The sequence below is a fragment of the Halomonas sp. LS-001 genome (genome assembly GCF_052983955.1).
In genome coordinates this window covers 2,485,833-2,496,813 of the sequence record NZ_CM129816.1, presented here as the reverse complement: position 1 = coordinate 2,496,813, position 10,981 = coordinate 2,485,833, and the positions used below count along the sequence as shown (strand labels likewise).

Annotated in this window: 12 protein-coding genes; 10 read left to right on the top strand and 2 right to left on the bottom strand. The window is 55.0% G+C overall.

Translation table 11 applies throughout. The features are described from left to right. The first annotated feature begins 271 nt into the window (after positions 1-271). The 5 genes from ACU6TU_RS11350 (at position 272) to rloA3 (ending at position 4,542) form a co-directional block, all read left to right on the top strand. Positions 272-451: a DUF2256 domain-containing protein gene (locus ACU6TU_RS11350; protein WP_447141519.1), complete on the top strand. Its 180-nt coding sequence runs from the start codon at positions 272-274 to the stop codon at positions 449-451. Next, positions 448-1,854 carry a DASH family cryptochrome gene (locus tag ACU6TU_RS11345; RefSeq protein WP_447141518.1) on the top strand — a complete coding sequence of 469 codons (1,407 nt, stop codon included), beginning with the start codon at positions 448-450 and terminating at the stop codon, positions 1,852-1,854. Before ACU6TU_RS11350 ends, ACU6TU_RS11345 begins: the two co-directional genes overlap by 4 nt. Before the next feature lie 11 nt (positions 1,855-1,865). Then, positions 1,866-2,354, top strand: coding sequence for a DUF3429 domain-containing protein (locus ACU6TU_RS11340; RefSeq protein WP_447141517.1), 489 nt, complete (start codon positions 1,866-1,868; stop codon positions 2,352-2,354). A 147-nt stretch (positions 2,355-2,501) separates the two neighbouring features. Further along, positions 2,502-3,827 carry a lytic murein transglycosylase gene (locus tag ACU6TU_RS11335; protein ID WP_447141516.1) on the top strand — a complete coding sequence of 442 codons (1,326 nt, stop codon included), beginning with the start codon at positions 2,502-2,504 and terminating at the stop codon, positions 3,825-3,827. Positions 3,828-3,963: 136 nt separating this feature from the next. Next, complete coding sequence (gene rloA3 / locus ACU6TU_RS11330) at positions 3,964-4,542, top strand: retropepsin-like aspartic peptidase RloA3 (protein ID WP_447141515.1); 579 nt, start codon at positions 3,964-3,966, stop codon at positions 4,540-4,542. A gap of 69 nt (positions 4,543-4,611) precedes the next feature. Here the strand turns inward: rloA3 and ACU6TU_RS11325 are convergent, their stop codons facing one another. Next, complete coding sequence (locus ACU6TU_RS11325; RefSeq protein WP_447141514.1) at positions 4,612-5,325, bottom strand: 16S rRNA (uracil(1498)-N(3))-methyltransferase; 714 nt, start codon at positions 5,323-5,325, stop codon at positions 4,612-4,614. A 132-nt stretch (positions 5,326-5,457) separates the two neighbouring features. On the opposite strand from ACU6TU_RS11325, the gene phaR reads away from it, so the two are divergent. The 5 genes from phaR to ACU6TU_RS11300 all read left to right on the top strand — a co-directional run bounded on the left by phaR (position 5,458) and on the right by ACU6TU_RS11300 (position 9,130). Continuing rightward, a complete protein-coding gene (gene phaR / locus ACU6TU_RS11320; protein ID WP_447141513.1) occupies positions 5,458-5,934 on the top strand; it encodes a polyhydroxyalkanoate synthesis repressor PhaR in 477 nt (158 codons plus the stop codon). Positions 5,935-6,028: 94 nt separating this feature from the next. Then, positions 6,029-7,324, top strand: coding sequence for a phosphoribosylamine--glycine ligase (purD, locus tag ACU6TU_RS11315; RefSeq protein WP_447141512.1), 1,296 nt, complete (start codon positions 6,029-6,031; stop codon positions 7,322-7,324). Positions 7,325-7,426: 102 nt separating this feature from the next. After that, on the top strand, positions 7,427-7,867 hold the full coding sequence (locus ACU6TU_RS11310; protein ID WP_447141511.1) for an acyl-CoA thioesterase: 441 nt from the start codon (positions 7,427-7,429) through the stop codon (positions 7,865-7,867). Next, the gene (locus ACU6TU_RS11305) at positions 7,867-8,739 is read left to right on the top strand and encodes a phosphoribulokinase (protein ID WP_447141510.1); all 873 of its coding nucleotides are present in this window, start codon (positions 7,867-7,869) and stop codon (positions 8,737-8,739) included. The genes ACU6TU_RS11310 and ACU6TU_RS11305 overlap by 1 nt, the downstream gene beginning before the upstream one ends. 49 nt (positions 8,740-8,788) lie before the next feature. Continuing rightward, on the top strand, positions 8,789-9,130 hold the full coding sequence (locus tag ACU6TU_RS11300) for a histidine triad nucleotide-binding protein (protein ID WP_447144238.1): 342 nt from the start codon (positions 8,789-8,791) through the stop codon (positions 9,128-9,130). A gap of 81 nt (positions 9,131-9,211) precedes the next feature. Here ACU6TU_RS11300 and ettA read toward each other — a convergent pair whose 3' ends face one another. After that, positions 9,212-10,873 (bottom strand): energy-dependent translational throttle protein EttA, encoded by a 1,662-nt coding sequence (gene ettA, locus ACU6TU_RS11295; protein ID WP_447141509.1) that lies wholly within the window; start codon positions 10,871-10,873, stop codon positions 9,212-9,214. Between the last annotated feature and the right edge of the window lie 108 nt (positions 10,874-10,981).

The window sequence follows — 10,981 nt, the reverse complement described above, 5'->3', positions numbered from 1 at the left end:
GGCCGCATTGTCAGGTCTGATTTCAAGCCATTCATATGAATGGCTTTTTCGTTTGTATAAAACGCTTTTATGGACCGTTTTTATAAACCGTTACCAGGGGCATATGGCGAACGACAGTCAATGGCTGGTGGTTGTGAATGGTGGTTGTGGCTGGTGTCTATGACAGGAGGTTGTGACGTGTGGCTAGTGGCTATAGATGTAGATAGTGGTGTTGGGTAGCATTGCTATGTACAATACTTATACTTAAAAACTTATTTGTCGAATAATAGCTATGCGACGTAAAGCCGACTTACCCCATAAAACCTGCCTTCTTTGTCAGCGACCTTTTGCATGGCGAAAAAAGTGGGCTCGAGACTGGGATAACGTTCGCTACTGCAGCGAACGTTGTCGTAGAGCGGCAAAGAGTCGAGCCGTGAATGCCGCGCGGCGTGACGAGGAGGCAAGGCCATGACCCGTTCTATCGTTGATGTTGTCTGGTTACATAATGAGTTACGTATTGCCGACAACCCATTGCTGCATTTTACTGAGCCTCCCGAGCAGCTACTGTGTGTCTATGTGCTGGACGAGCGATGGCTGGAGCCTGCACTAGCAGGCCAGACCATCGCGCGGGTTGGCCCGCCACGGCTGCGTTTTCTCTGGCAAAGCCTGATGGAATTACGTGGCGAGCTTTTAAAGCTGGGGAGTGACTTATTAGTCCGCATCGGTTCTCCCGCTGATGAGGTGGCTAAACTGGCCAACCACCTCAACGCGCGTACCATCCGCGTGGCGCATCAGCCAGGCATTGAGGAAAACCAGCAGATCAATGCCATTGCGCCGTTATTGGAAAAAGGTACGCAGCTTGATGTAGTGGAGAACAACTCACTACTTGCCAGTGAACAGCTGCCTTTTGCTCTGTCCGATTTGCCTGGAAGTTTTTCAGCGTTCAGACGTAAAGTAGAAAAGCACTGTGATGTGATTAAGCCGAGCCATGCTCCGGTGACATTGCCTCCCTGGCCCGAGGCGCCGAGAGGGTTTCCCGCCTTGAAGCAGGTGTGTGAAATGTCAGCAGACTGGTATCCCGATGAGCGTAAAAATCTGGTCTGGGTGGGCGGAGAGTCGGCCGGACGGGAGCGCTTGAATGCGTTTATCTGGGAACATGATGGCCCGGCCACCTACAAGCAGACGCGTAACGGTTTATTAGGCGATCATTTTTCGACCCATCTTTCTCCCTGGTTAGCTCACGGCTGCCTCTCGCCTCGTCAGGTGGTTCATGAAGTGAGCATCTGGGAAAGCAAGCACGGCAGCACTGAGTCCAGTTACTGGATTTTTTTTGAACTGTTGTGGCGCGAATATTTTCATCTGGCCGCACAGCTTGAACAGCAGCATTTATTTGGTCGGGCTGCATTACCCGAGCCGGACGAAGCGTTTACTGCCTGGCAGCAAGGAACAACAGGTCTGCCGTTTATTGATGCGGCGATGACGGAACTTGCCAACACCGGTTGGATGTCTAACCGTGCCAGACAGAACGTCGCCAGTTTTCTGGTTAAAGATCTCAACGTTGACTGGCGCCTTGGTGCGACCTGGTTTGAACACTGCCTGATAGATTACGATGTGGCCTCGAATTGGGGGAACTGGCGTTACGTGGCTGGTGTCGGAAGAGACCCACGCCAGGATCGTTATTTCAACGTGCTCAAGCAGGCGAGTCACTATGATCCGAAGGGAAACTATGTCGCTCACTGGCTTCCGGCACTTGAATCACTGCCGGAAGGGGCGGCGCGGCATCAGCCCTGGCGTGCATCGCCATCGCGATTTTCACCGCCAAGGGTAGCGCCGCAGGCCTGGGAGCCCTGGCTGATCAAGAAAGCGACATCATAAAAGGAGGCTAAGTGAGTTCGCCGCGTTTACCATCGCCACTAATGACCCGTCATCGCACCGCATGGGGTCTCGGAATGTCGGGCCTGGTGCCTTTTATTGCCTGTCTGTTAGTGGCATTTTTTGGGCCAACGGTCTGGCAAGTCTCCGCTGTATACGCATTTCTGTATTACAGCGCAGTGATTCTTTCGTTTCTTGGTGGCGCTCATTGGGGCGCTGTGATGCAGCGTGCTGACGGTGAGCGCGTGACTGGCGATGTGCGTCGACTGGCACTGGCCATGTTGCCAAGCCTGATTGCCTGGCCCGCTTTGATGTTAAACCCAGTTGTGGGTCTCTGGGTGCTGATGATCGGGTTTGTGTTGATCTGGATATATGACCTGAGCCGAGAAGGGCGCTTTGGCTGGCCGGCCTGGTATCTGCTGTTGCGCTCTGTGTTAACCGTGGTGGTGGTCATCGCACACGCAGGGATGGTGCTGCGGCTGGGAGACAGCGCCTGGGGCTAAGGCAGGTAAAGGGCTTACCCTCATGTCAAGGGGCCTTTTATTTTGCTATTGTCTGTTCGCTTTACAGACCACTTTTATCATCGATTAATCTTGGTATTGATCGTTATTTTCAGACTGTTGTTATAGATTGCTTAAAGGACTAACTGCATGGCGCGTTTCACGTTGACTCTAAAACCTTATCGCCCCTTTTTACTGGGTGCTTCCGTGGTGCTGCCACTGACTCTGCTGTCGGCGTGTGCTTCAGCCCAGTCCCAGACAGCACAAATCGATACCTCCGATACATCGCAAAACGCTCAGCAGGAGGCGCAATCACCGCAGGTCGAGGCAAATCAGACCCAACCAAATCAGGCCGAGTCTCAACAGAGCTATGCCAGTTTCAATGCCTGGCTTGAGGCGTTTCGCCGTGACGCCGCGGCAGAAGGGATCAGCCCACGCGCACTATCAGCACTGGATAACGTGCGTTACCTGGAGCGGGTGATTGAGTTGGATCGCTACCAGCCTGAATTTGTACGTCCTGTCTGGGAATATCTGGACAGCGCGGTTTCAAGTACTCGCGTCACGAATGGACGCGAAAAACTCGCCGAACACCGCCAGACCGCCGCGCAAATGCAGCAGCGCTATGGTGTGCCTGCTGAAATCATCGTGGCGATCTGGGGTATCGAAAGCAATTATGGCGGCAACTTTGGTGATTTCTCAGCATTAAATGCCTTCGCCACCCTGGCCTATGACGGGCGCCGTAGCGATTTTGCACGCGGTGAACTGCTGGCCGCGCTGCGGATTATTGATAGTGGTGATATCGCAGCAAGCGATATGATTGGATCCTGGGCGGGGGCCATGGGGCATACCCAGTTTATTCCCTCAAGCTTTGAGGCTTACGCCAAAGACGGTGATGGCGACGGTCGGCGTGATATCTGGGGGAGTATTCCTGATGTCATGGCGTCAACCGCCAATTACCTGGCGCGTGCCAACTGGCAGCCTGGCCAGCCCTGGGGCGTTGAAGTGGCACTTCCTGCTGGCTATGACTACGCCCAGACCGAGCGTCGCAGCAGTGCTGAATGGGCGGCCCAAGGGGTGCGAGCCATGAGTGGTAGCCTGCCTTCTTTTGACAGCGCTGCGGTGATCGTACCCGCAGGCGCGCAAGGACCCGCCTTTATGGTGGGGCCAAACTTCCGTTCCATTTTGCGTTATAACAACGCCACCAGCTATGCGTTGGCCGTGGGGACCCTGAGCGATGCGATTGCCGGGCGTGCGGGCATTCAGCAGAGCTGGCCCCGTGATGAGGTGCCGCTAACCCGTGATGACGTACGTGAACTTCAGCAGGGCCTTAATGCGCTGGGGTATAACGTAGGGGGTGCCGACGGCATTATGGGGCCGAACACTCGCAACGGCCTGAGGGCTTTCCAGCGTGATCAGGGAATGGTGCCTGATGGCTTTGCAACGCAATCCGTGCTGGCACGGATCAAGCAGCGTTAAACGATTCTGTCATAGCGTTTACCCGGAGATCCATATGGCGCTTCTGAAGCACAGCCTGGACAGCGTTACTTGTCAAACGACTGGCCGTCACGTAAGCCGCAACGTTAAAGTTAAACCGTTGTTCAAAGCAATGTTGATGGCAAGCGTTCTATTGACCAGCGCCTGGTTACCCACGGCTCTTGCCGACTCAAAAGGTCAGGAAGAAAGCAGTGGAGAACGGTCTGGAGAGCGTTCTGGAGAAAACGAAAAGGTGTTTGGCTGGGTAGAAAACGCCGTGATGATGCCATGGGGAATTCAGGTCAAGGCAAAGCTTGATAGCGGCGCCTTGACCTCCTCGCTGGATGCGCGTGATATTGAAACCTTCACGCGCCGAGGTGAGGAATGGGTGCGCTTTCGCTTGAAACTTGAAGATCAGGAAAGTGGTGAGGTATTCAGTGACGAACTGGAGCGCCCACTATATCGGGATTTGGCTGTGCGTGGCGCAGGCGGGCGTGATGAACGTCCGGTGGTACTGCTGGAAGTGTGCATGGGGGATACCACTTACGAAGAGCAGTTCAGCCTGCGCGATCGTGAAGACATGAACTACCCAATGCTGCTGGGGCGTCGGACCATCAGCCATCTGGGGATGTTGGATGTGCGCGAAACCTTCATCCACAAGACCCCTACCTGTAATGAAAAAACTCCCTTTGTCGCGCATGAGTCCGACAAAGATTAAGCTGCCTTATTTCTGGACGCTTCCACATTCCACAGCCACCGATTCAGGTGGCTGTTTATGTCTTCGGGCCTAGAACAATCTGGCCAACAAGGCGGTCACGGCGGTTTCTACCCGTAGAATACGCGGCCCGAGGTGAATGCCTTCGCAGCCAGCGGCCAATAGCTTCTCTACTTCCCACTCAATAAAGCCGCCCTCCGGCCCGATCAACAGAAGGGTCTTTTCATCTATGCCACGCGGGCAAGCATTTGGCATGCCGGGATGAGCCAGTAAACCACGTCGAGCATCTAACAACGCTGGCAGAACGTCCTCCACAAAGGGCCGGAAGCCCTTGCGCAAGATCACGTTTGGCAATACGGTATCCTTTGCCTGTTCCAGCCCAAGAAGCAGATGCTGATGGATTTTGCCCTCATCCAGCTCCGGCGATTGCCAGTAGCTTTTTTCTACGCGTCGCGTATGCAGCAGGGTGATGTCCTTGACGCCGAGCGCCGTGACATGTTCCAGCGAGCGCGCCAACATGCGTGGCCGTGGTAGGGCGAGTACCAGATGGACGGGTAGCGCAGGCGGCGGTGGGGTGTCCAGAGATTCCACCACGAATCTGGCATGTTGCGCATCCAGGCTGAGTAGTCTGGCCTTGCCAAGCAAGCCGCCTAACAAGCCGACTGAAAACCTGTCCTGTGGCTTAGCCCGGTGAACATCACGTAGGTGGTGTAGGCGGCGTGCGTCGTGAATGATGAATTCGTCTGGCGCAATCGCCTCTTTCGGGTCAAGTAAGATAACGTTCATGAGCTTCGCTGTGCAGGTTCAGGGGTGGTCATTGCAATGATAATGATCTCTGTGCTTGCATGGCGACGCAGGGCAGGCACAATAGCGACAAAGAGAATAACAGCTTTATTTCGTGTTTTAAGGAGAGTCGCCGTGCGCGTGATTCGTAAGTATGCTAATCGCCGTTTGTATGATACCGAGCAGAGTCGCTATGTCACGCTTGAAGACCTGCGCAAACTGATCCTTGATGAAGCCCCTTTTCGCGTAGAAGAGGCAAAAAGCGGTGAAGATATTACACGCACCATTCTGCTCTCGATCATCATCGAGCAGGAACAGGCGGACGGTGAATCAGAAGTGTTTTCCAATGATCTGTTGGCCCAGTTGATTCGCGTCTATGACATGTCCTCGCCACTTCCGCTGGCTCGCTACCTGGAGCAGGGTACGCAGTTGATGCTGGAGCAGCAAAAGCGTATGCAGGACCAGTGGCAGAAAGCCATGCGGCATTCGCCGATGGATTTCATGCGTGAGCTTGCCGAAGAAAACATGCGTTTCTGGCAGAATACCGTCAATAAAACCGGGAATGCGCCCGGCATGGGGTCTCATAAAAAAGATGACAAGACTGATACCTGATCAGTCGTTGCAGGAGCCATGCGACAGCCGGACAGGCTGTGGCATAATACGGCCCTGGTTGTTTTGACGAGGCTCCCTGCCGAAAAGGAATCACATGAAGGTTTTGATGATAGGCGGCGGTGGCCGCGAACATGCGTTGGCCTGGAAGCTGGCGCAGTCTGATAGGGTAGAAAAAGTGCTGGTAGCGCCCGGCAATGCCGGAACGGCTGCCGAGCCCAAGCTGGAAAATGTCGACCTTTCCGTCAGCGATCTGGAAGGCCTTCTGGCGCTTGCCAAAGAGGAACAGGTCGGCCTGACCGTGGTTGGTCCGGAAGCCCCGTTGGTGGAGGGTGTTGTCGATCTGTTCCGGGCGGCTGGCCTGCCCATTTTTGGCCCCACCCAGGCAGCGGCCCAGCTGGAAGGCTCGAAGTCGTTTACCAAGGATTTTCTGGCCCGCCATCAGATTCCTACCGCTGCGTACCAAACCTTTACCGCCGTTGAGCCGGCGCTTGAGTATCTGCAGCAGGTCGGCGCACCGATTGTCATCAAGGCGGATGGCCTTGCCGCTGGCAAAGGCGTGATTGTGGCCATGAACGAAGCGGAAGCCCAGATAGCGATCCGCGACATGCTCGAAGCCAACGCCTTCGGTGATGCCGGTGCCCGCGTGGTGATCGAGGAGTTTCTGGAAGGCGAAGAAGCCAGCTTTATCGTCATGGTTGACGGCGAGAATGTTGTGTCCATGGCCACCAGCCAGGATCATAAGCGGGCCTATGATGGCGATGCAGGGCCCAACACTGGCGGTATGGGCGCGTATTCGCCCGCGCCGGTGGTCACTCCAGAAGTAGATGCACGCATTATGGAGCAGGTTATCCTGCCAACGGTAAGAGGCATGGCCGCCGAAGGCGCCCCCTACAACGGATTCCTGTATGCAGGGTTGATGATTGATGAGGTGGGCAACCCCAAAGTGATCGAATTCAACTGCCGCTTTGGTGACCCGGAAACCCAGCCGATCATGTTGCGTCTTACCTCGGATTTTGCCGAGCTGTGTCTGGCTGGGGCGAAAGGGGAACTGGCTGGACGCACCTGCGAGTGGGACCCGCGTGCCGCTGTTGGCGTGGTAATGGCCGCCGGTGGCTATCCCGGCAGTTACCGCAAAGGCGATGTGATCAGCGGTCTGGATGCCGCCGAACAGCATGGTTGTAAGGTGTTTCATGCCGGGACGGCGCTGTCTTCGGACGGCCATGTCACCACCTCAGGCGGGCGAGTGCTGTGTGTTGCTGCCTTGGGGGAAAGCGTCTCCAAGGCTCAGCAGCAAGCCTATCAGGGCATTGCCGACATTCACTGGAACGGCGCTGAGTACCGTTCGGACATTGCCTATCGAGCCATCGCCCGTGAGCAAGCTCACGACTGACTCAACGCCCACTTACTCATAAGGCGCCGCCACGAAGCATGTAAATGGAGCCTGTCGTATGTGGAACCGTCGTATGTGGACCTTTAGTATGGAGCATGTAGCATGGAGCGTGTAACTCTCGACTTTCCCGTTGATGACCTGATTCATCGTCATGCGCTGAATGTGCGCGTGACCGATATGAACTATGGCCGCCATCTGGGACATGATGCGCTGGTATCGCTACTCCATGAGGCGCGTTTACAGGCTTTGATGTCGCTGGGATTCCCTGAATGGGATATGGCGGGCTACCCCAGTGTCGTCGTCGATCTGGCCGTGCAATACCAGAGTGAGGCGCGTTTTCCTGATGCGCTGGTGATTGAAACGGCGATTCCTCAGCCTGAAGGCAAGGCGCTCACGGTCTATCACCGCGTGATGGCGGAAGAGGGCGCACGCACGGTCGCCACGGCACGCCTGAACCTGCTGGTCGTGGACCCTGACAAAGGGCGTCCGGTGGCGGTACCTTCCCAGGTGATGGATGCGTTATCCAAAGCGAGAGACGCTTAATGTCTCGTGAATATCCGATTATATCCGTCACGGGCTCATCGGGAGCAGGCACCACCACTGTTCGGCGCAGCTTTGAGCGTATGTTCCAGCGTGAAGATGTTCACGCTGCCATGGTGGACGGTGATGCCTTCCACCGCTATACGCGCAAGGAGCTGCACCGCATGTTTCGTGAGGAGCCCGAGCGCAAGGATGAGCTGTCTCATTTTGCCGTGGAAGCCAACCTGCTGGATCGGTTGGAAGGGCTTTTCAGCGAATATGGTGAGCATGGTAGCGGCCAGTTTCGCCACTATATCCACGCAGAAGATAAGCAAAAAATCGAAGCCGGTTACCGGGTGGGGACCTTCACCGAATGGCAATCGCTGCCAAGCGGGACGGATCTGCTTTTCTATGAAGGGCTGCATGGGGGTCTGGTGACCGAGGAATATGATATCGCCCGTCACGTGGACCTGATGATTGGCGTGGCACCGACCATGAACCTTGAGTGGATTCAGAAAATTGACCGCGATACCAAAATGCGTGGTTACTCCCAGGAAGCGGTGATTGACACCATTCTTGGACGTATGGACGATTACGTGCGCTATATTCAGCCGCAGTTTTCTCGAACCCACATCAATTTTCAGCGTGTGCCGACGGTCGATACCTCCAACCCGTTTGAAGTGCAGGATATTCCCACCGACTCGGAATCTTTCGTGGTTATTCGTTTCCGCGACCCTTCAACCGTCGACTTTCCCTGGTTGCTGGCGATGATTCAGGATTCGTTCATGTCTCGGCCACACACGCTGGTGGTGCCTGGTTCGCGCATGTCGCTGGCAATGGAATTGATACTTGCGCCGTTGGTGCGTCATCTGCTCGCCCAGCGGCGTTTTCGCTAAGCTGATATAGGCGGCGTTTGTGTTCGCCGCCCTTGATGAGGAGTCTTCCATGGACTGTCTGTTCTGCAAGATGATCAACCGAGAAATTCCGGCGGATATCGTTTATGAAGACGACGACGTGCTGGCGTTCAATGATATTAACCCGCAGGCGCCGACACACATTCTGATCATCCCCAAAAAGCATATCGCCACGCTCAATGACATCGAAGAGAGCGATCTGGCGATTATTGGCCGTTTACAGTTCACAGCGGCCAGGCTTGCCAAGGAAAAAGGCTTTGCTGAAGACGGCTATCGTGTGGTGATGAACTGCAACGAAATGGGTGGCCAGACGGTGTATCATATTCACATGCACTTGATGGGTGGACGCGAATTTACCTGGCCAGCAGGCTAGCATGTAAAAAAATGGCGAGCATAAAAAGGGCACCTTGACGGTGCCCTTTGCGATTGCCCGGACAAATTGGCCAATTGGCCGTCAGGCGTCGATACGCTTGTACTTCATGCGCTTAGGCGTGTCGTTGCCCACCCGCTTTTTATGGTCTTCTTCGTATTCGGTGTAGTTACCGTCAAAGAATACCACCTGAGAATCCCCTTCGAATGCGAGGATATGCGTCGCGATGCGGTCAAGGAACCAGCGGTCGTGAGAGATCACCATGGCACAGCCGGGGAAGGCAAGCAGGGCTTCTTCCAGTGCTCGCAGGGTTTCAATATCCAGGTCGTTGGAGGGCTCATCCAGCAGTAACACGTTGGCACCCTGTTTCAGGGTCTGTGCCAGCTGCAGGCGTCCACGCTCACCGCCGGAGAGTTCATCAAGGCGTTTCTGCTGATCATTACCCTTGAAGTTAAAGCGCCCCACGTAAGCGCGCGAAGACACTTCATAGCCATTGATATTGAGAATATCCTGACCATCGGACACGGATTCCCAAACGGTCTGTTTGTCGTCGAGGGCATCGCGCAGCTGTTCGACATAGGCGATCTTGACGGTCTCACCAATGACAACTTCACCCGCATCGGGCTGTTCCTGGCCGGTTACCAGCTTGAACAGCGTCGATTTACCTGCGCCGTTACCGCCGACGATACCGACAATGGCACCTGGCGGAATGGTGAACGAAAGGTCTTCGTACAGCAGTTTGTCATCAAAACGCTTGGAGACATTGTGAAACTCGATAACCTTGTCGCCAAGGCGTGGGCCAGGCGGAATATAGATCTCGTTGGTTTCGTTGCGTTTCTGGAAGTCGCCAGACTGCATTTCTTCAAAGCGGTTAAGGCGCGCCTTGCTTTTGGCCTGACGGCCTTTGGCATTGGAGCGAACCCATTCCAGTTCCTGCTTGATCGCTTTCTGACGCGTAGCTTCCTGCTTGCTTTCCTGATTCAAGCGTTGTTCTTTCTGCTCAAGCCACTGGGAATAGTTACCCTCAAAAGGAATTCCCTGACCTCGGTCAAGCTCAAGAATCCAGCCAGCGACGTTATCCAGGAAGTAGCGGTCGTGGGTGATAGCGACGACAGTGCCGTTATAGTCATGCAGGAAGCGCTCCAGCCAGGCCACTGATTCGGCATCAAGGTGGTTGGTCGGCTCATCAATCAGCAGCATGTCCGGGCTTGAAAGCAGCAGGCGGCAAAGGGCTACACGGCGGCGCTCACCACCGGAAAGGTTGCCGACCTGGGCTTCCCAGGGGGGCAGGCGCAGGGCTTCGGAGGCAACTTCAAGCTTGCGCTCGATGTTGTGAGCATCCGCCGCCTCGATGATGTTTTCAAGGCGCGCCTGCTCGCTGGCAAGGGCGTCAAAGTCGGCATCAGGCTCTGCATAGGCCATATACACGGCATCCAGCTTTTCCTGTGCTTCCTTGAGCGCGCCGAGGGCTTCCTCAACGGTATCACGCACGTTTTTTTCGTCGTCGAGTTCCGGCTCCTGCGGCAGATAGCCAACATTGATGCCCGGCATCGGACGAGCTTCACCTTCAAACTCTTTATCGACACCGGCCATAATGCGCAGCAGTGTAGACTTACCCGCGCCATTAAGACCCAGTACGCCAATTTTGGCGCCCGGGAAAAACGACAGCGAAATATCTTTGAGAATCTGTTTTTTGGGCGGCACGATTTTGCCAACCCGATTCATGGTGTAAACGTATTGCGCCATGGAAATCCGATAGGTTGAGAAATGAAAGTCAGTTGCGACTCGGTTCGTGATCTTCAGTAGAAGATAATAGTGCCCAGCGTACGTAAAGGCCAGAACCGAAACATTCTG

What these genes read in the sequence shown, in the direction of transcription:
- ACU6TU_RS11310 (WP_447141511.1), top strand. Translation starts at nt 7,427, where the DNA reads ATGGAGCGTGTAACTCTCGACTTTCCCGTTGATGACCTGATTCATCGT.
- ACU6TU_RS11300 (WP_447144238.1), top strand. Translation starts at nt 8,789, where the DNA reads ATGGACTGTCTGTTCTGCAAGATGATCAACCGAGAAATTCCGGCGGAT.
- rloA3 (WP_447141515.1), top strand. Translation starts at nt 3,964, where the DNA reads ATGGCAAGCGTTCTATTGACCAGCGCCTGGTTACCCACGGCTCTTGCC.
- ACU6TU_RS11350 (WP_447141519.1), top strand. Translation starts at nt 272, where the DNA reads ATGCGACGTAAAGCCGACTTACCCCATAAAACCTGCCTTCTTTGTCAG.
- purD (WP_447141512.1), top strand. Translation starts at nt 6,029, where the DNA reads ATGAAGGTTTTGATGATAGGCGGCGGTGGCCGCGAACATGCGTTGGCC.
- ACU6TU_RS11305 (WP_447141510.1), top strand. Translation starts at nt 7,867, where the DNA reads ATGTCTCGTGAATATCCGATTATATCCGTCACGGGCTCATCGGGAGCA.
- ACU6TU_RS11335 (WP_447141516.1), top strand. Translation starts at nt 2,502, where the DNA reads ATGGCGCGTTTCACGTTGACTCTAAAACCTTATCGCCCCTTTTTACTG.
- ettA (WP_447141509.1), bottom strand. Translation starts at nt 10,873, where the DNA reads ATGGCGCAATACGTTTACACCATGAATCGGGTTGGCAAAATCGTGCCG.
- ACU6TU_RS11325 (WP_447141514.1), bottom strand. Translation starts at nt 5,325, where the DNA reads ATGAACGTTATCTTACTTGACCCGAAAGAGGCGATTGCGCCAGACGAA.
- ACU6TU_RS11345 (WP_447141518.1), top strand. Translation starts at nt 448, where the DNA reads ATGACCCGTTCTATCGTTGATGTTGTCTGGTTACATAATGAGTTACGT.